The following is a 17,986-nucleotide window of genomic DNA, read 5'->3' on the forward strand; positions in this document are numbered from 1 at the left end:
GCGGGAAGTCCCGACTCGACGCCGGAAGCGCCGCGTCTTGTGATACGGCCGGATTTTTCCTAACAACTGCTCATGCGCATCGATTGTCATGTCCACATCGTCGGCACCGGCACGGGTGGCACCGGCTGCTGGTACCGGCCGAAGGGCCTGACCCGCTTCGGCGAGCCCATGATGACCAAAGCCGTCGGCCTCACTACCCGCGACCTCCACGGTCCGGACTTTGATGCCGTCTATGCCGGCCGGGTCCTCGAATACGTCCGCAGCGCGGAGTCGATCGACCGGGCGATGCTCCTGGCCCACGAGCTGCCGCACCTCGAAGACGGCACGCCCTTGCCGGAGCGCTCCTCGCTCTACGTGCCAAATGACTACGTGCTGAAGCTTGCGCAGCAGCATCCGGAGTTCCTTGCCGCCGTCTCCATCCATCCCGCGCGCAAGGACGCCATGGAGGAGCTGGAGAAATCCCTCGCCGGTGGTGCCGCCGCGCTCAAGTGCCTGCCTAACGTGCAGGGCATCGATTGGAATAACCCCCGCTACACCGCCTTCCTTGAGCGCATGGCCGAGGCCGGTCTCCCGCTGCTGGCCCACACCGGCAGCGAGCGCACCATGCCGGTCATGGATCACAAGCTCGCCTCACCGCAAGTGCTGGAGCTGCCGCTGGAGATCGGTGTCACCTGCATCGCCGCCCACTCTGGCACCGGCATGATGCTGCTGGATCCGGATTACCTCGATGTCTTCGCCAGCATGCTCGCGAAGTACCCGAATCTCTACGGCGACAACAGCGCCCTGGCCGCCCTCAATTTCCGCCTGCGGCCCTCCGCCCTGAGGCGCCTCAACGCCACGCCGATGGTGGACCGCGTCCTCCACGGCAGCGATCTGCCTGTGCCTTCCAGCGGTTTGCTGCCCTGGGCCTTCGGGATGCTCTCGTGGGAAGATTTCCGCGTCACCGCCGCGATCGCCAACCCACTGGAGCGCGATGCCGTGCTGAAGCACCTGCTTGGCTTTCCGCCGGAGACCTTCACGCGCGCTGCCAGCGTTCTCCGCGGCGCAAATTCGGACGCTTCCGCGATCACGTGATGTTCTTGGAGCGGGGGAATGCTAAGGTTTTCTCACCCCCACAACCCCCCACTGATGAAAACCGCACCCCCCCTGCGGTCTTCGAAGAGGAGCGGCTTCTCGCTACTGGAACTCACCGTAGTGATCGCCGTACTCCTCTCGTTGACTACTGTCTTGATACTCGGAGCCCGCGCTTGGAAAAAAGGCGCTGATCGCACCGGTTGTATCCTCACCATCCGCAACGTGCAGACCTCCGTCCGCTCGTATCAGAATCTCTACGGCTACGAAGCCGGTGGCATGCCCTACGCCGAAGGCGGCAGCCAGGACATTGCCGCGCACATGTTTGCCAAGGGTTACATCAGCGGTAAGACCTATGATGAGGTCCAGGGCATGGAAGCCTGCGCGGGTGGTGGTCACTACGTCCGCGCTCACGCGGATGTATTCCCGCTCCCCGGCCAGCTCTACATCAACTGCTCGCTGAACGCCCTGGAGAGCCACGCTCCGGACCTCAGCTTGGATTGGTGACCATCTCAGCCTTCGAGCGCGGAGCGCAGATCGGAGGCGGCGGATGAGGCCTGCTGCTGGGGATCCGGCACAAAGCCGAAATCCTCCCCGAAGGCCGACACCGCGCTGATCGCGGGCAGGGCTCCGTCCCGCGCCTGTTCGAGGGAATATCCCAGCTCGCCGAGTTGCCCGGCGAGTGCTGCCAGGATTTGAAGCTGAGCCTGCATCTCCGCATGGGCGGCCCCGCGGGCCTTTTCCATGTCCCCGAGCCGGCCGTCGAATTTGCCGATCGTCTCGGCGACCGGCTTGAGCAGGGTCTCCAGCGAGACCCGTCGCTGCTCGGCCTGGGTGAGCAATTCCTGTTTTTCTGAGAGGGAGCGGCTGCCTTCCTCCACGCGGACCCGCAGCTCGGCAAGCTGCGTACGCAGCGCCTGCGCATTCGCCTCATGCTGGCCGGCTTCGGAGCTGGCCTCGGCGTGGCGGGCGGCCAACTCGGTATTCTGGCGCTCCGCCGCCTTCAGGCGCTCCTCCAGCCGCGTCCGGCGCAGGGAGGCGACCAACCAGGCAAACAGGGTTCCGGCCAGGAAACCCACGACGAGGGCTCCGATGATCCAGGAGAGGGCGTCTTTGACTTCGAGCGGCATGTTCGGATTGTTCCTTGCGGATGCCCGGACCCGGCGCAAGCTTGGGTCCGTCGCAGCCGCCCGACGGCACTACCCGCCGGACCGCGCGAACGCAAATCAAACCGACTCACGATCATGGCCTATACGCTTCCTCCACTCGGATACTCCCTCGATGCCCTGGAACCGCACATCGACGCGCGGACCATGGAGATCCACCACGGCAAGCACCACAACGCCTACGTCACCAATCTGAATGCCGCCGTCGCCGGCAAGGCCGATCTCGAGGCGAAGAGCGCCGATGACCTCATCAAGGACCTCGGCGCGGTGCCGGATGACATCCGTACGGCTGTCCGCAACAACGCCGGCGGTCACGTCAACCATTCCCTCTTCTGGAAGGTCATCGCCCCCGGTGGTGCCAAGGCTCCCTCCGGCGAGCTGGCCGCTGCCATCGACAAGGCTTTCGGTTCCCTTGATGCTTTCAAGGAAGCCTTCGCCAAGGCTGCCACCACCCGCTTCGGCTCCGGCTGGGCCTGGCTCTCCAAGACCGCCGATGGTCTCGCGATCTCCTCCACCGCCAACCAGGACAACCCGACCATGGGCCCTGATTTCGGTGGCACCAAGGGCGCGACCCCGCTGCTCGGTCTCGATGTCTGGGAGCACGCCTACTACCTCCACTACCAGAACCGCCGCCCGGACTACATCACCGCCTTCTGGAACGTGGTGAACTGGGACGTGGTCGCTGCGAATTTCGCGGCCGCCTGAGCCCTTCCGCATCGTTTTTACCAAGCCGGCAGCCGGGACACCCTGGCTGCCGGTTTCTTATGTGGGCGGCAGGGCTACCGCCTCAAATCCCCTCCCTTCCTTTGACGATCCGCCATACCGGCCCGGCAGGATCGTAGGGTGGGGCATTGTCTGATCTGGCGGCTGGTGGTGTGGTCAGTTCGGTCCGGAAGAGCGGGAGGATCGGCGCACCGTCCCGTGTCAGAACGGGTGAGGCACCAGCCTCTTCGATCAGCAGCGCGGCGGCGAAGAGCGAGCCTTGGCCTTCGCTGATCACGATCTCCACCGGATAGGTCTTGCCCTCGACTGCCTCGAATTCGGCGCCAATGGCCATCCCGCCCAGATATCGGTTCCAGTCGATGGTGGTGGCGTAGCGGTATTTCTTCTCGGGCGGGCTCGGCGGCGGGGTCTCAGGTTCCTGCTCCGAGAAGGGCTTTGCGAGCTTCCGCCCGGGGACCGGAAGGACGGGCCGCCGGAGCTCGGGCGCGTCCGGATTCGTCGCCCTGAAGTAACCGTAGTCGAAGACGACCTTCCCCCCGAAGCGGACCACCAGGGTATCATCACCGGCACCCACAAAGCGGAACTTGCCGGTCTTCGGCGCGGTGACCGTGCCGCGATAGACCACCATCCAAGCAGGGGAGTCATCGGGAGTTTGCCCGAAGGCGGCCGGCGCACTGTGGGCGCGGGCGGCCGGCATGTAGAGATGGGTGAGGTAGAGCTTCCGCGGTGCTTGGAAGAATTTCTCCAGGCCATTGGCGTGCCAGTCACCGCTCACGAACTCGTGGACGATGCGGTGATAGTCGTAGAAAGAGGTGTTGAGGAATGCCCCGTCGTTACGCCGCTTGAGATTGTAGAAGGTTCCGCTCAGCCCGCTGGAGGCATCCATCATCCCGAAAGGATTCGAGGCCCCCGAGCCCTTCCCGGAACCAATCCCAATGCCGTTCCCATAGCCGCGGCCCTGTCCGGCTCCGCGCCCACCACCAGCGCCTTCGCCGCCTTGACCGCGGCTGACGCTCGCCGTGGGCAGTTGGTAGAGCGGCTTGAGAGGAGTGGAAGCGAAGGCCTCGGGTAGGGCGATGTCTCCGCTCACCCCCTTCACCGCCAGGCGCTCCATCTGCCGCATGGTGAAATCGCGGTGCTGCTTGCGCATGCTGCGCTCCTGAGCAGTGACATCTCCACCACCACCGCCGCTGGGCATGAAATCGACAGTCTTCTCCTGTGGGGGCCGGACTGGACCCTTCACCACCCACAGCAGGGCTAGGATCAGCAGGCTCCCGTGAAGTCCGAGCGAAGCGAGTAGCGGCCATCGCCCGCTTCCGCCGCGCTTGCGGGAAGGGTGCTTTTCCGTATCACGGCGACGGCGGAGTCGGGGCATGCCTTGGAACTTCTTCTTCTCCGGCACATATCAGATCCCGATCCGTTTTCACGATCTATCTTTCGCCCGCTGCCGGGTTGAGCAGCGCCTCGGCTCCTTGCTCCGCTTCAATACATGTGCCGGTCGTACCAAGCATCGGTGCGCTCTTGCCGGGCATCGGCGCGGATCTCCTGGCGGGTCTGGCCCTCCTTGTAGCGTTCCGTCCGGCGGTCTTGGCGCTGTTGGACACCCTCGGTACCCGTGGTGCAGGAGCTGAAGGACAGGGCGGCGAAAAGCGCGGAAATGAAGATCAGGCTGGAACGCTTCATCCCTCTGGCTTCCCGTAAAATGGAAGAGGGGTCAAGTTTGCGGGACGCTACTTTGGTATAATCAAGCCCTCTGATCGTAAAAGCCAGCCTTCGGTTCTTAAGCTATCGATTGTGGCGGTTAATCCCATGAAGAAGCCGATCCTGCTGATCAACGACGACGAAGAACTCGTCAGCCAAGTCACCAAAGTCCTGAAGGACGGAGGCTACTATTACATGACCGCCGCGACGGCGAAGGAGGCACTTACACAGGCCTCCGGTTACGACTTCGCCCTAATCCTGCTCGACCTCAAACTGCCGGACATGGATGGCGACCAGCTCTACGGCAAGCTGATCGAATCGGAATCCCACTACGTCGTGCCGGTGGTGGCTTTGGTCGACAGCCTGGACTCCCAGGAAGTGCAGGTGGTCAACCGCTTGATCCCCCAAGGCACGGTGACCCTGCTTTCCAAGCCCCTGAAGACGGAGTGGCTGGAAGATCTCTTCTCCCGCTACGGCGAGAAGAAAGGCTGAAGTGGCGGGAACGGAGCCGCTCTCTAACCGCCTGTTAGTCTGGATTTTGCGGAATCCGGGGACCATTTCCCCGGATTCTTTGCGTCCGGACTTCGGGTTCCCTTGCCGATTTTCCCCCTTGGTCTAGGGTAGCGGCTTCTCCCCTTCCATGGAACGCCTCCGTCATTCGGACTACCTGCGCCTGCTCGACTTCATTGCGGGCCTGCAGGAAGCAGTGCCGCTGGCGGACTTCGGCAGCCATTTGGTCCGCCTGACCTCGGAATTGCTGCCAGGTGCGACGATCGCCTTCGACCAGATCGACCAAGCGGGGGACTTCTACGCTTTCGACCACAATGTGGAGATCGGTCCCGCAGAACTGGAGCGCTTCGTTGGCCGGCTTCAGGAGGTCTATCAGCAGAACCCGATCTACAGCTACATTAGAGGCGGTGGGAAGAGCCCGGTGGTGGACATCTCCGATCTCGCCAGCCGCCGGCAGCTCCACCGCACGGATTTCTATCACGACATCTTCCGCCCCTACGGGATCGAGCATCAGGTCAATGTGCTGTTGTCCCGCCCGGGCTGGATCAATGCCCTGACCATCAACCGCGACCGCCCGATCCCGCAGCGCATGAAAACGCTGCTGACGCTCGCGATCCGGCACATCCAGATCGCCCACCGGAATGCCTGCGCGTTGGATAAGATCAGCCGGGTCGTCCAACCGGCCAGCGAATCCCTGCTGACCGCCCGCGAGGCCGAAGTCTTCTCCTGGCTTGGCGAAGGGAAGCGGAACTCGGAAATCGCCATCATCCTCGGCTGCTCGCCGCGCACGATCGACAAGCACGTGCAGAACATCCTCCGCAAGACCCGCACCGAAACGCGGACTGCGGCGGTCCGCAGCGGCCTGACGCCTGAGTGAACGGCGTACGCGGTCCTGCGTATTTTCACGAGGACTGAATGTGAACATGCTCCGACTGTTCACCTTGATCGGCTCGAAGGCCGTTTTTCCCCCCTCACGGATACTTCAGGACGGCTCGGGTGAGCACCTGTCCATAGCTCCTGACACGTGTCGCCCGTCGTAACAAAACGGCGGGCGGCGCGACGCGGGAGCCTCAGAGCCCTCCTTCGGATTTTGCATCGAGGTATTTCCAAGGGCCGTGTGACCGCCCTGCGACAACGACTTCCTTCCCCATGGTTTCGGTTTCCGACCCAAGCTCCCATCATCATCGGTCATGAGAATCCTACCTGTCCTCGCCCTCGCGGCGTCGGGAGCTCTACCAGCCTTGGGCGCCTTGGATCATCCGGCGGGCCTCTGGCAGCTTGATGGCAATCTGGCGGCGGATGTCGGATCCGCTCTGGATGCCTCCACCCTGGCGGCAGGAGCCGACTACTCGTTCAGCGGGGATGGCAGCGGTTTCCAGTTCCTCCAGACCCAGCCCTTCACCACATCCGCCAAGCGCCTGACGGTCACAAATTCCGTCGGCGTGAATGGTGGACCCGGAGCCACCCGCAGCAACCGCTGGACGGTGGTAATGGACGTGAAGCTGGACGCCATGCAACCCTACTCCGGGCTTCTCCAACTCAATCCGCTGAACAACACCGACGTTTCGGTCTACGTCTTTTCCTCGAATAACCTGTCCGGCAGCGTGAATGCCGGACTCAGCTCGGTGGGTGCCATTGCGGTGAATACCTGGTACCGCCTCGCGATCACCTGCGGAAACGATGGCGCGGGTGGCGGGACCACGATGCGTCTCTACATCAATGGCACCCCGAACGGTGCGCCGCGTACTGCAGCCTTCAATGGAGTGTTGTCCCTGCAATCCACCTTCCATCTCTTCTCGGACGATACTGCCGGAGGCGGCGACCTGAAGCCTGCCAAGCTCGGCTCCTTCGCCCTCTGGGGCGAGGAACTCAGCCCTGCGGACATCGCCTCGCTCGGCGGCCCGCAGCCCGCCGGAATCCGGCCACCCGGCGTGCCCAGTACCATCGCCGCGGGTTCCCCCTACGTTCACGGCGCGAATATCGGCTGGATTCATGCGCGGCCCCCGCACAGCGGCTTGGTCATCGGCGAGTATGCCTGCTCCGGCTATGCCCACAGCGCGAACTGCGGCTGGATCAATTTCGGCAATGGCAGCCCCGCGAATGGCCTCCGCTACACGAACACCCTTGGCAGCGACAGCGGCGTTAACCACGACGGTACCGGCAATCTTTCCGGTCTCGCTTGGGCCGCGAACTTGGGCTGGATCAACTTCGGCACCGGTAGCAACGGCGCACCTCGTCCACCGGGCGATGCCTACCGTCCGCGCTTCGACCTGCTGACCGGCCAATTCTCCGGCTACGCTTGGGGTGCCAATGTCGGCTGGATCAATCTGGAGACTCTCAAGACCGCCACACTCTATGGCCGGGATAGTGATGCCGATGGCATCACTGACTCTTGGGAGATTGAAAAGTTCGGCAACCTCACCACCGCCACCGGTACCAGCGACGCGGACAAAGACGGCATCTCCGACAAGGATGAGAATCTCGCCGACAGCGATCCCAATGACAGCGCAAGCCGCCTGAGGATCACCAGCCAGAGCGTACAATTCTTCCCGAACAGCGGCTACAATACTTGGGACGTGACCTTCACCAGTTCACCCCGGCGTCTCTACCGTCTGGAGACCTCGCCCGACCTTGGCGGTGCACCTTGGTATCACGACACCGGATTCTTCGCGGGTGCCGCCAATGCCACGACCACCAGCCAAACCATCGGCGTGCAACCCGCTTCCCGGAACTTCCTTCGCGTCCAATCCGCCAAGCCACTCCAACCTTGAAGCTCACCACCGCACTTCCAGTTCCAGTGCGGCATCGGCCTCGTTCACCCGAACGGCAAAGTATCATGAAAACCCGGACCCTTTTTGCAGCCGTCCTGCTTTCGACCTCCTGCGCCCTCCTTGCCCAAGGTCCTCTCGCTCCGCCGGCGGGACCGCCCGTGCCCGGCATGAAGACCTTGGACCAGCTTGAGGCTCGCATTCCCATTCCCAAGAGCCCGGAGCCGTCCATCGCAGGCCCTCACTTCACGATCACTCAGCCGGGAAGTTACTACCTCACCGGGAATGTCGATGTGGCCACCGGCAATGGCATCAACATCGAGGCGGACGATGTGACGCTGGACCTGAACGGCTACACCATCTCCTCTAATAATCCGACCGCTGGCAACTACGGCATCAGCTTCATCGGCACCCGCAAGCGCGTGAGCATTTCAAATGGCCACATCCGGAGCGGAGCGACCTTCACGGGGAATGTCATTTCATCGGGGCCCGGTTTCTACAGTGGCATCAATTGGGCGAACGCCAGTCCTACCGCCTGCCGAATCAGCGGGATCTCGGTGACCGGGGTGCCCGGTGAAGGAATCGTGGTGGGCAGTGCGGTCAACAACTCCTCAATCGTCGAAGGCTGCACGGTGCGGGACGTGGTTGGCATCGGCATCCGCGCGGGGGTGGTTTCGAACTGCTCGGTCACCAATGCCGCCTCGACTTCGATCTCGGCAGAACGCGTGGCGAACTCCGTCGGCGCCCGGGTGGACGGCACCGGCACCGGAATCGTCCAAGGCGGCACATCCTTGGAAAGCCTGGGAGCCGCGGCCGACAAGCGCATCCAGATTCCCGGTGGCAGCACCGCGGTGGCGATCGGCACCCCGGGCTCCTACGTTTTGATGGGTAATCTGAGCGTTACCACCGGGAACGGCATCTCGATCACGGTCAGCGATGTCAGCCTCGACCTGAATGGCTTTACCATCGCGTCCACCGCTCCCACCGCTACCGGAGATGCGATCAGTCTGGGCAGCGATGTGCAGCGGGTCTCCATCTCGAATGGCAATATCCGCAGCGGCACCACCTACAGCGGTGGCACCTTCTCCAATGGGCCCGGCTTCGACGGTGGCATCAACTGGCGCTCCCTTGCACCGAAATCGGTCCAAGTCTCCGGTATCTCGATCACCGGGATCAAGGGCTACGGGATCGATCTGGGCACCGATCAATCGAGCATTGTCCAAGCCTGCTCGGTCAGGGTCGCAGGGAATCTGGGAATCCGCGCCGGGGTGGTGACCGATTGCTCGGTGACTTCCGGCCCGGCGACGACAATCTCCGCTTCCCGCATCGCGAACTCGGTCGGCTCCAGGGCCGATGGCAGTGGCACCGGCTTCGACACCCTGACTCCATCCTTTGAAGCGATCGCCTCCACCACCTCGACCACACAGACCGCGGTGACAGCCATTCAGGGTGCCACGACCGCACTGGTGGCGGCGAAGGACAACCGCATTCCCATCACCTCCTTGCCATTCGCGATTAGCACATCGGGAAGCTACTATTTGCAGGGCAATCTCCAGCATACCGGTTTGGGCAATGCGATCAACGTCGGGGCTAGCGACGTCACCATCGACCTGAACGGTTTCACGCTCAGCTCAGCCCCGGGTTCAGCGGGCAGCGCCGTCTCGATTCCCTTCGACAACACCAATGTGACAGTGAAGAACGGTATCATCGCCGGGGCCTCCACTTTCACCGGTGACTGGACCAGCAACTGGTCGATCACCCAATCGGGCTTCGTCTACGGCATCAACAATGACTCCCGGTCCGGCGGACAATTCTATAACCTGACCATTCGCGGTTGCCGGTCCTCCGCTATCACAAGTGGCGGCCCCAGCCAGCGGCATAGTGCGTTCATCGATCAGGTGTCTTGCACCTACAACGGTGCTGGCATTTATGCGCCGTATAGCCGCGTTTCGAACTGCGTCGTCGCCTGCAACGACGGGATTGGGATCAACGCCCAAAGCGTCTCGAATTGTCAGGTGACTTACTGCAAATCCTACGGGATTGAGAGCACCTTCGGCAGCGTGGTCGACTGTCATGTCTCGACGGTAGGCGGGGCCGGTATCAGTGCCGTTAGTGTTTCCCGCTGCGTCGCCTCTGGCAGTGGGAGTGATGGGATTACGGCTACCTCTGTCACGAACTGCTCGGCGAGCTTCAATACGGGTTTCGGGATCAAGGTCAACTTGAGCAGCGGTGGCGTGATCTCCGGCTGCTGCGTCTTCAGCAATACGGCCGGCGATTATTCAGCGACCGGCGCCACGCGGACAGGTTGTTCGCCGCCTTGAGTGATCCCAAGCTGGCGGATGCTGGCGGATGCTGGCGGGAACGCGCTAATCCGCGCGTTTCAAGGGTATTCCGCGGAGATTCCGGGGGAATACTTGAACAAGCTGGCTGGACCGGGGCGCTACATGGCGCACTCTAGAACCGCCATGACCTTTCCTTCCCACCGTGCCGCCCTGCTCTTGCTTGCCCTCGCCACCGCCCAGCCGGCGCTCGCGGAGGCCACCGCCACCCCGCCGGCACCCGCCGCGGAGCTGCAGGATGCGATCAACAAGATGTATCCCACGCTGGTGCGCATCTACGTGGTGATGGAGGAGGGAATGGATGGCCGGATGCGCAAGCTGCAGGGCAGCGGTAGCGGCGCAATCATTTCGGCGGAAGGTCACGTGCTCACGAACCATCATGTGGCCGGCCGCGGCACCCGCTTCGTCTGTTCGCTCTCGAACCGGGAGGAAGTCGACGCCACCTTGGTCGGTACCGACGCGCTGGCGGACCTCGCCATCCTGAAGCTCGATCTTTCCACGCGCCGTTTGAAGGACCAGCCGCTCGCTGTCGCCAGCTTCGGGGATTCCGACAAGCTCAAGGTCGGCGATACGGTGCTCGCGATGGGCAGCCCCGGTGGCCTTTCCCAATCGATCACCCGCGGCATCGTAGCAAACACCGAGATGATCGTGCCGAAGCACCAGATCTCCATGACTCTCGATGGCGAGAGCGTCGGTGAGCTGGTCCGCTGGATCGGCCACGATGCTGTGATCTACCCCGGCAACAGCGGCGGCCCCTTGGTCAATCCCGCTGGCGAGATCGTCGGCGTGAATGAGGTGGGCATCGCCAGCCTCGGTGGTGCGATCCCCTCGAACCTCGCGAAGAAGGTCGCCGCGGAGCTGATCGAGAAAGGCAGCGTGACCCGCAGCTGGATCGGCTTGGAGGTCCAGCCGCTGCTGCGCAGCATGGATGACGAGAAGGGCGCGCTGGTGGCCTCCGTCTGGAAAGACAGCCCGGCAGCGAAGGCGGGCATCAAACCCGGCGATTTCATCACCAATTACAACGGCACCGTGCTGCCGGATTGCCACGCGGCGGAGGACCTGCCGACCTTCAACGCAATGGTCCTCGGCACCGTCCCGGGCACCAAGGTGACCCTTTCCGGCAAGCGCGATGGCAAGCCCCAGACTTGGGAGCTTACCACGGTGGTCCGCGAGGCGACCATGGGCAAGGAGGACGAGCTCCGCGAGTGGGGCTTCACCGCCCGCGACTTCACCACGGTGGCCGCGCTTGAGAAGTTCCGCGACAGCAAGGATGGCGTGCTGGTCGATACCGTGCGCGGCGGCGGGCCTTCCTCCGAGGCGAAGCCGCCTCTCCGCGGCTCGGACGTGATCGTGCGCGTCGGTGGCAAGGTCGTGAAAAACCGCGCCGAATTGCAGCAGGTCACCAAGGACCTCACCCAAGGAGCCAGTGAACCGAAGCCGGTGCTGGTGGAATTCGAGCGCGATGGCCAGCAGCTCGCCACGGTGGTCAAGGTCGGCACCGCAAAGGATCCCGTCCGCCCACGCTTGGCGGACAAGGCCTACCTGGGTGCAGCCACGCAGGTGATCACCGATGAACTCTCCACCGCGCTCGGCATCCCCGGCAAGAAGGGTGTCCGCGTCATCGGACTGGCCCCGGATTCCCCCGCGAAGAAGGCCGGCCTCAAGGAAGGCGATCTCCTGCTCAAGCTCGATGGCAAGGTGATCAACGCCCGCCGCCCCGAAGACGCTGAAGTCCTCCCCGAGCTGATCCTCGCCTATCCCACCGACGCGAGCGTCGAGCTCGAAGGCATCCGCGATGGCCAGCCGCAGAAGTGGTCGGTCTCCCTGGCCAAGCGCCCGATCGACGACAGCGAGCTGAACGAGCACAAGGACGAGCTCTTCGAGTTCACCGCCCGCCAGCTCTCCACCAGCCAGCGCGACCGTTTGAAGGAGCAGCAGGGCGAAGAGCCCGCCGGCGTTTCTGTGCTCAAGGTTGAGCCGAGCGGCTGGGCTGCTCTGGGTGGTCTTGCGATCGAGGACACCATCCTCACCATCGACGGCACGCCCACCAACGACATCGATACCCTCAAGACCAAGCTGAACAGCCTGCGCGAAACCAAACCGCGCAGCGTGGTCTTCGGCATCCGCCGCGGCCCCCGCACCCAGTTCCTGGAAATCGAACCGCGCTGGTAAGATCCACGACTCAATCCTTCATCACCACGATTAACCCCTTGCACAAATCAGAACCATGATCCGCAACCTGACCCTCGCCCTCGCGGCGACCACCGCCCTCGCTTCTGCCGCCAATCCCGAAATGAAGGAGGCCGCCAAGAAGCTCTCCGCCGCTCATGCCGAGGCCGTCGTCTGGCTCTCCGTCCTTTCCAAGACCAGCATGTCTGTGGATGGCGATGCGCCCGCCCAAGTCAAGCAGGCCCTCGCCGGCCAGGATCGGGAAGAGAAGAGCGAAGTCATCGGCACCGTGGTCGATGCTTCGGGCCTGATCGTCACCGCCCTCGGTGGCATGGACAAGTCCTCGATGGTCGACGGCCAGACCGTCAACACCCCCATGGGTGAGATCAAGCTGAAGGCCACCTCCGAGATCAAGGAAGTGAAGATCATCACTGCGGATGGCTCGGAAGTCCCGGGTGATCTCGTGCTGAAGGACGAAGACCTCGGTCTCGCCTTCATCAAGGTCCGCACCGAGAGCGAGGAAGCCAAGGGCGTCGAGTTCAAGGCCATCGACCTCGCGGACTCCGCGAAGGGTGATCTCCTCGACGATTGCATCGCCCTGGGCCGCATGGACGAGGCGATGAACCGCGAGACCAGCCTGTGGACCTCCGAGATCGTTGGCATCACCAGCAAGCCGCGCGCCTTCTACCGCGTGCCGACGGATTCCGTCGGCTGCCCGGTCTTCCTTTCGAATGGCAAGCTTCTCGGTATCTCCGTGCTCCGCCAGGGCAAGGGTGGTTCCCGCGGCCAGATCCAGCCGAGCCAAGTCGTCCTGCCTGCCGCCGATGTCGCGAAGACCGCGGCCCAAGCAAAGGATGCCAAGCCTGTGGCCGCCAAGAAGGAGGCCGAAGCACCGGCAAAGGAAGACGAGAAGTAATCCCGTCCGACTGACCCATCGATTTGTTGTAGCGCGTCCGGGGGGAGCTCCCTCCGGGCGCGTTTTTGTTAGGCTGGCCGGTGCCGCCGGATGGGATTGATTTCCGGACCCGACATTGGGATGATCCTGCTAGCCAAAGAGCCCCGTTCCCAATGTCGAAGCTCGTTATCTCCACCTGTACCCTGCTGCTTTTGTTAGGAGTTTCCGCGGGTTTGGATATGGCCTACAGCTTCGCCAACAACCTGCGCTCCTATAATCTGTTCGTCCTCTTCTTGCCGGTCTCGATCTGCCTATCCCTCGCGGTGCCGCGCGCACGCCTGATGGCGACCACGGTATTCGTTTTGAACTATCTGTTCCTGGCCGTTCTCTTGGCGGCTCCCTTGGTTGGAGCGGATTGGCATCTCAATTTGGCGGGTAGGGAGTTTCCGGTCCAGGTACCCTTTGCCTTCGTGTTCGTTGCCGTGAGCGTGCTCGGCTCACTGTTGGCCATGCTCCACTGGTCCCTCTACTCGCGGCCCTTCGAGGAGCATCTCGGGGAGGGTTTGAGCCAAGCGCCCTGATCATATTCTCCAAGTGCGTGAAATGTGACGACCTACGCGATATCGTAGGATAAGCTAGGCGATCCGAGGCTATGTCGCGCGTAACGGTGAGGGTCAATAAGCGGCCAAGCTGATGTCTCTGGTCTGCCGGCAGAGATATTCCGCCGCTTTTCCATCATCTTGAAGCGGATCGTAGATTTTTGACTATCAATCAATAACAGTGATAATGGCCGATTTTGCGGTGTTTAGGCCAAATTGGAGGTTAACCTAACTTATCCAAGAATAAGGAAAAAGTCCCGCCCTTGGATTGAGCGATCTCTTCCCCTTCCACATGCTATGCGACGCAAATGAAATGCTGCGCACCCCTCCTCGCTGCAGCAGCTCTGGCCGCCACCCTCGGAATCTCCGATGGCCAGACGCTGGTTGACGGCACGAACTATTCAGGACTTTTTGGCCCTAACAGCCAAGTCACGGTCACCCCTCCCACCCTCGCCGAAGGCACCCTCCTGGACGTCCATCTGGGCGGCTCGAAATCCGGTGACCTCGGAGACTATTGGTATGCCCAAGCTACCGGCGGAGCGGTCCTGGGTTCAAATCTACCTTTGGCACCTGAGGTCCGGCTCGCAGAGACTGGTGCCCAAGTCGCCCTGAACAATGGCGGCCTCGATTTCAGGATCAGCAACAATCCCGATTCCGTGCTCGGCTCCCTCGGCGTCGGCCTTGGCTTGGCCCTCACGTGGTCCGCCACTGCCACCTTTGATGCACCCGGGGAGGAACTCCTCTTGCTGCCGGGCACCATCTATCAGGTCAGCTTTGATGTGGATGGCAGCAACGGCCTGCTCAAGTCGACGCTCGGCATCCTCCCGACTTTCGGATTGGAGATGCTGGACGGCAATGGCAACCCGATCAATTGCCCTGCGGAAGACGGCACCCTGGTGAACGTCATCGGCCTCGAGCTGCTCGGTATCGTCGGTTCGCCGCCGGAGTCGGGACGTGCCGTGGTGCAATTCCAGACCGGTGCCAGCGTTCCCACGGGCCCTGCCGGCCTGCGCTTCACCGGCTCTGCGGTTCTTCCCGCCACGGCCCTGAATCTCGGAACAAACTTCGCACGGGTCTCCAACATCAGCGTGACCCAAGTGGTGCCGGAACCATCGGCATTCACGCTCGGACTTTTAGGCGCAGCGTTTGCGTTTCGCCGTCGCCGTTGACGGCCTTCCAGGCACGCCTGAAACAGCACCATGGCGGCACCCTCCACCCGGAGAGTGCCGCCATGACTCGTTTATGCGCCAAGTAATGGAAATTCGTTGCAGCCGGTCACGCCGTCAGCGGTGGCGGCAAATCGGCCGCGGGAGCGGTGGCTTCCGTCGCCGCTTGTTCACCGGCGCTTTTGCCATCGCGCATGCCGCGGCGGAGCGTGTCTCTCACCGCCGTCGGCAGTAGCTCCTTGGCGAAGCATGCCGCGAAACAAGCGCCGAAGGCCGCCCCGTAGGCTATGTCATGAGCAGCTCCCGCCAGGGCCTGCTTCAGCTTGGGGGCGGCCTCCCGCGCGATTGATGCAGCATCCTGTCGAGCGGAGTCGACGGCTTGCTGGAAACTCGCGAAACGCGGCGCCTCCGGTGCGGCCTGTGAAGGGCCGCCGGTGCTGTCGTTTTGGAAGGAGTCGTTGAAATCGTTCATCGGGATAAAGTCGGTTGGACGTTCATCGGTAGCATTCCATTCACACCATCCACGCGCCATGGGAAATGGCTGGTTCGTTTGGAATCGCGGCCGTCACGTCCGGCAAAAAATTTTCGGACTTCTTGAATAAGCCCCGCCCCGCTTCGTCGGAACCTGTGACTACCAATACGAAGTTTATGAAGCACCTGATCACGCTCCTCACCCTTGGAACCGCCATCTTCCTCGCAGCTCCCGCTGCTGAGGCTCGCGGTCACGGCTACCGCCCTTCGCGGGTCTATGTGGAATACCACCGCTCGTGCCGCGGCCCGGCTTACATCGAGCGCTACGTCGCCTACTACGATTGCCATGGCTGCCCGGTCTGGCGCACTCGCGTCATCCCCATTCGGCATTCCTACCATGGCCCTTCGATCAGTGTGCAGTGGGGCCGTAGCTGCCGCTGATCCAGCGCGCAGCCATTGATCCCCTTCGAAACGACCCGGCGTGGCCATGCGGCGACGCCGGGCTTTTTCTTGGCGGGAAAGTGGGTTTCTTCCCGCGAAGCTGGTCCGGGAAGCAATCATCGGCGAAGGAGTGGCACGACAGCCGGAAACTTCCGCCACTCCGTGAAGTGAAGATGATGGCTGCGTGAAAATTGCGCGCCACCGTTGTTACTCTGTTAGATCATCCGCCCACGCGGGCCCGCAACATCACATCCGGCCCGAAGCGTGAAAAAAGCGGATCTAACAATCTCAGCCCCTCCGCCGATCCCGCCCCGGCCAAGGCTGGCACCGGTCCGCCGGCAAGCAGCGGCGCGAGGAAGGCGACCCATTCATCCACCAGCTTTGCCTCGATGAATTCGGCCGCCAGTCTGCCGCCACACTCCACCAGCACGCTCGCTACACCCCGCTCCGCAGCGAGCCGCCGCAGCACTTCCTCCGGATGATCGCGGTCTTCCACCAGCGTCCTTTCGCGCTGTGCATCGGTGAAAAGGATCGCATCCTGCGGTAGCGAAGCGGCATCGCGGGTCAGCACCACGCGCCACGGTTGCTCGCGGCCTGCGGCCAGTTCCGGATCGCGCAGGTCCAGTCGTGGGTTGTCGCGGCGCACAGTCTCGCCGGAGGTGAGGATTGCCTGGCACTCCGCGCGCAGGCGCTGGACTTCGGCGCGCGCCTCCAGCCCGGTGAGCCACATCCCTTCGCCCGGCGGGCGGGTAATGCGGCCGTCCAAGCTCATCGCGGTTTTGAGGATCACCCACGGCAGGCCGCTCCGCTGGACCTTGGCGAAGGGCCGGATCACTTCTTCCGCCTCCGCCGCCAGCACGCCGCGGCTCACCCGGATTCCCGCCGCTTCCAGGAGGCGGTCAGCCCGCCCGGCATGCGCGGGATTCGGATCTTCCGCGGCGTAGATCACCCGCGCGAAACCCGCTTCTATCAGCCCATCCGTGCACGGCGGCGTCCGGCCGTGAGTGGAGCAGGGCTCCAGGGTGACATAGATCTCGCTGCCGCGCATCGCCTCGCTGCCATGCTTCGCCCGCACCGCCGCGATCGCCTCGCGCTCCGCATGCGGCAGACCGGCACCGCGATGCCAGCCGGCACCGAGTTCCACGCCATCGCGCACGATCACCGCGCCCACCGCAGGGTTGGGCGCAGTCCGCCCGAGGCCCCTGCGGGCTTCCTCGATCGCGCGGCGCATCCAGCGCTGGTCTTCACCTTGCATGGACAATGAAAGGCCACTTCTGTGAATTTTCTGCAAGCTTGTGTGAAGGCGGTTGATCCGCGGGAAGTTTTCTCCAACTTTTTCATCGAGGGCAAAGCCCTGCCTTTGCCTGCGCCTCAAACCTGCAACGCAAACCCCTATGAAGAGACTTATCTTCGCCCTCGCCGCACTGGCTTGTCTGCCATTGCGCGCCGATATCGTGAGCGACACCTACAAGCAGGGTGTCGCCGCTCTGAATGATGGAAACGTGGAGGCCGCCAAGATCTCCTTCAATGAAGTGCTCCGTCTCCAACCCGGTCACGCCAATGCCCAGTATCAACTCAAACAGTTGAGCCTGAACCAGGATTCCTATGCCGCCGTCGCGCGCGAGAAGGAACTCGGAAGGCAGGTCATGCCCGAGATCAACTTCGACAACGTGGATGCCGACCAAGCGGTCCTGGCTCTCGGCGTGATGGTCGAAAAGAAATCCGGCGGCAAGTTCGCCCCGAACATCATGATCCAGGATCCTTCCAAGCTGCTGGAGCAGCGCAGGGTGACCTTGCTAGTGAAGAACATGCCCGCCAGCGCCGCGCTCAAGATGATCGCGGAGCAGGCCAATGCGATCGTGCGCTACGAAAAACACGCGATCGTCGTCACCCCGCGCGGAGGTGATGCCAAGAAGTCGGAGCCGGTGACCTCGGAGAAGGAGGACAAGCCCGATCCGGTAAAATAG

Annotated in this window: 18 protein-coding genes; 13 read left to right on the forward strand and 5 right to left on the reverse strand. The window is 62.9% G+C overall.

Annotated elements, in window-relative coordinates; genetic code table 11:
• Positions 1-72 precede the first annotated feature (72 nt).
• The gene (locus BV071_RS18155; protein ID WP_035610288.1) at positions 73-1,074 is read left to right on the forward strand and encodes an amidohydrolase family protein; all 1,002 of its coding nucleotides are present in this window, start codon (positions 73-75) and stop codon (positions 1,072-1,074) included.
• Positions 1,075-1,128: 54 nt separating this feature from the next.
• Complete coding sequence (locus tag BV071_RS18160; RefSeq protein WP_035610291.1) at positions 1,129-1,578, forward strand: type II secretion system protein; 450 nt, start codon at positions 1,129-1,131, stop codon at positions 1,576-1,578.
• Positions 1,579-1,583: 5 nt separating this feature from the next.
• Here the strand turns inward: BV071_RS18160 and BV071_RS18165 are convergent, their stop codons facing one another.
• Positions 1,584-2,201 (reverse strand): hypothetical protein, encoded by a 618-nt coding sequence (locus BV071_RS18165; protein WP_035610294.1) that lies wholly within the window; start codon positions 2,199-2,201, stop codon positions 1,584-1,586.
• A 114-nt stretch (positions 2,202-2,315) separates the two neighbouring features.
• Between BV071_RS18165 and BV071_RS18170 the strand changes: the two genes are divergently transcribed.
• On the forward strand, positions 2,316-2,942 hold the full coding sequence (locus tag BV071_RS18170) for a superoxide dismutase (protein ID WP_035610297.1): 627 nt from the start codon (positions 2,316-2,318) through the stop codon (positions 2,940-2,942).
• Between the two features lie 82 nt (positions 2,943-3,024).
• Here BV071_RS18170 and BV071_RS18175 read toward each other — a convergent pair whose 3' ends face one another.
• Both BV071_RS18175 and BV071_RS18180 read right to left on the reverse strand, forming a co-directional pair.
• Positions 3,025-4,335, reverse strand: a complete 1,311-nt coding sequence (locus tag BV071_RS18175; protein ID WP_265594580.1) for a hypothetical protein — start codon at positions 4,333-4,335, stop codon at positions 3,025-3,027.
• Positions 4,336-4,442: 107 nt separating this feature from the next.
• Positions 4,443-4,643, reverse strand: a complete 201-nt coding sequence (locus tag BV071_RS18180; RefSeq protein WP_035610301.1) for a hypothetical protein — start codon at positions 4,641-4,643, stop codon at positions 4,443-4,445.
• Between the two features lie 126 nt (positions 4,644-4,769).
• Here BV071_RS18180 and BV071_RS18185 point away from each other — a divergent pair, with 126 nt between their 5' ends.
• The 8 genes from BV071_RS18185 to BV071_RS18220 all read left to right on the forward strand — a co-directional run bounded on the left by BV071_RS18185 (position 4,770) and on the right by BV071_RS18220 (position 15,110).
• On the forward strand, positions 4,770-5,153 hold the full coding sequence (locus BV071_RS18185) for a response regulator (protein ID WP_035610303.1): 384 nt from the start codon (positions 4,770-4,772) through the stop codon (positions 5,151-5,153).
• A 148-nt stretch (positions 5,154-5,301) separates the two neighbouring features.
• Entirely contained in the window at positions 5,302-6,048 is a 747-nt protein-coding gene (locus BV071_RS33235; RefSeq protein WP_052573531.1) for a helix-turn-helix transcriptional regulator, read from the forward strand.
• Positions 6,049-6,361: 313 nt separating this feature from the next.
• Positions 6,362-7,942: a LamG-like jellyroll fold domain-containing protein gene (locus tag BV071_RS34850; RefSeq protein WP_081886076.1), complete on the forward strand. Its 1,581-nt coding sequence runs from the start codon at positions 6,362-6,364 to the stop codon at positions 7,940-7,942.
• Positions 7,943-8,007: 65 nt separating this feature from the next.
• Positions 8,008-10,260, forward strand: a complete 2,253-nt coding sequence (locus tag BV071_RS18200; protein WP_035610309.1) for a right-handed parallel beta-helix repeat-containing protein — start codon at positions 8,008-8,010, stop codon at positions 10,258-10,260.
• A 144-nt stretch (positions 10,261-10,404) separates the two neighbouring features.
• Positions 10,405-12,450 (forward strand): PDZ domain-containing protein, encoded by a 2,046-nt coding sequence (locus BV071_RS18205; RefSeq protein ID WP_265594581.1) that lies wholly within the window; start codon positions 10,405-10,407, stop codon positions 12,448-12,450.
• 55 nt (positions 12,451-12,505) lie between these two features.
• Positions 12,506-13,363 carry a trypsin-like peptidase domain-containing protein gene (locus BV071_RS18210; RefSeq protein ID WP_035610313.1) on the forward strand — a complete coding sequence of 286 codons (858 nt, stop codon included), beginning with the start codon at positions 12,506-12,508 and terminating at the stop codon, positions 13,361-13,363.
• A gap of 152 nt (positions 13,364-13,515) precedes the next feature.
• The gene (locus BV071_RS18215; protein WP_265594582.1) at positions 13,516-13,923 is read left to right on the forward strand and encodes a hypothetical protein; all 408 of its coding nucleotides are present in this window, start codon (positions 13,516-13,518) and stop codon (positions 13,921-13,923) included.
• A gap of 326 nt (positions 13,924-14,249) precedes the next feature.
• Positions 14,250-15,110, forward strand: coding sequence for a PEP-CTERM sorting domain-containing protein (locus BV071_RS18220; RefSeq protein ID WP_035610318.1), 861 nt, complete (start codon positions 14,250-14,252; stop codon positions 15,108-15,110).
• 106 nt (positions 15,111-15,216) lie between these two features.
• Here the strand turns inward: BV071_RS18220 and BV071_RS18225 are convergent, their stop codons facing one another.
• Positions 15,217-15,579, reverse strand: coding sequence for a hypothetical protein (locus BV071_RS18225; RefSeq protein ID WP_035610320.1), 363 nt, complete (start codon positions 15,577-15,579; stop codon positions 15,217-15,219).
• 176 nt (positions 15,580-15,755) lie between these two features.
• On the opposite strand from BV071_RS18225, the gene BV071_RS18230 reads away from it, so the two are divergent.
• On the forward strand, positions 15,756-16,019 hold the full coding sequence (locus BV071_RS18230; RefSeq protein WP_265594583.1) for a hypothetical protein: 264 nt from the start codon (positions 15,756-15,758) through the stop codon (positions 16,017-16,019).
• Between the two features lie 220 nt (positions 16,020-16,239).
• On the opposite strand, the gene ribD is transcribed toward BV071_RS18230, so the two are convergent.
• Positions 16,240-17,274 (reverse strand): bifunctional diaminohydroxyphosphoribosylaminopyrimidine deaminase/5-amino-6-(5-phosphoribosylamino)uracil reductase RibD, encoded by a 1,035-nt coding sequence (gene ribD / locus BV071_RS18235; RefSeq protein ID WP_035610327.1) that lies wholly within the window; start codon positions 17,272-17,274, stop codon positions 16,240-16,242.
• A 139-nt stretch (positions 17,275-17,413) separates the two neighbouring features.
• Here ribD and BV071_RS18240 point away from each other — a divergent pair, with 139 nt between their 5' ends.
• Positions 17,414-17,986, forward strand: coding sequence for a hypothetical protein (locus BV071_RS18240; RefSeq protein WP_035610329.1), 573 nt, complete (start codon positions 17,414-17,416; stop codon positions 17,984-17,986).

Source organism: Haloferula sp. BvORR071, from assembly GCF_000739615.1.
Taxonomy (GTDB): Bacteria; Verrucomicrobiota; Verrucomicrobiia; order Verrucomicrobiales; family Akkermansiaceae; genus Haloferula.

Coding starts and splice junctions, on each gene's coding strand:
- BV071_RS18155 (WP_035610288.1), top strand. CDS start 73: ATGCGCATCGATTGTCATGTCCACATCGTCGGCACCGGCACGGGTGGC.
- BV071_RS18160 (WP_035610291.1), top strand. CDS start 1,129: ATGAAAACCGCACCCCCCCTGCGGTCTTCGAAGAGGAGCGGCTTCTCG.
- BV071_RS18165 (WP_035610294.1), bottom strand. CDS start 2,201: ATGCCGCTCGAAGTCAAAGACGCCCTCTCCTGGATCATCGGAGCCCTC.
- BV071_RS18170 (WP_035610297.1), top strand. CDS start 2,316: ATGGCCTATACGCTTCCTCCACTCGGATACTCCCTCGATGCCCTGGAA.
- BV071_RS18175 (WP_265594580.1), bottom strand. CDS start 4,335: ATGCCCCGACTCCGCCGTCGCCGTGATACGGAAAAGCACCCTTCCCGC.
- BV071_RS18180 (WP_035610301.1), bottom strand. CDS start 4,643: ATGAAGCGTTCCAGCCTGATCTTCATTTCCGCGCTTTTCGCCGCCCTG.
- BV071_RS18185 (WP_035610303.1), top strand. CDS start 4,770: ATGAAGAAGCCGATCCTGCTGATCAACGACGACGAAGAACTCGTCAGC.
- BV071_RS33235 (WP_052573531.1), top strand. CDS start 5,302: ATGGAACGCCTCCGTCATTCGGACTACCTGCGCCTGCTCGACTTCATT.
- BV071_RS34850 (WP_081886076.1), top strand. CDS start 6,362: ATGAGAATCCTACCTGTCCTCGCCCTCGCGGCGTCGGGAGCTCTACCA.
- BV071_RS18200 (WP_035610309.1), top strand. CDS start 8,008: ATGAAAACCCGGACCCTTTTTGCAGCCGTCCTGCTTTCGACCTCCTGC.
- BV071_RS18205 (WP_265594581.1), top strand. CDS start 10,405: ATGACCTTTCCTTCCCACCGTGCCGCCCTGCTCTTGCTTGCCCTCGCC.
- BV071_RS18210 (WP_035610313.1), top strand. CDS start 12,506: ATGATCCGCAACCTGACCCTCGCCCTCGCGGCGACCACCGCCCTCGCT.
- BV071_RS18215 (WP_265594582.1), top strand. CDS start 13,516: ATGTCGAAGCTCGTTATCTCCACCTGTACCCTGCTGCTTTTGTTAGGA.
- BV071_RS18220 (WP_035610318.1), top strand. CDS start 14,250: ATGAAATGCTGCGCACCCCTCCTCGCTGCAGCAGCTCTGGCCGCCACC.
- BV071_RS18225 (WP_035610320.1), bottom strand. CDS start 15,579: ATGAACGATTTCAACGACTCCTTCCAAAACGACAGCACCGGCGGCCCT.
- BV071_RS18230 (WP_265594583.1), top strand. CDS start 15,756: ATGAAGCACCTGATCACGCTCCTCACCCTTGGAACCGCCATCTTCCTC.
- ribD (WP_035610327.1), bottom strand. CDS start 17,274: ATGCAAGGTGAAGACCAGCGCTGGATGCGCCGCGCGATCGAGGAAGCC.
- BV071_RS18240 (WP_035610329.1), top strand. CDS start 17,414: ATGAAGAGACTTATCTTCGCCCTCGCCGCACTGGCTTGTCTGCCATTG.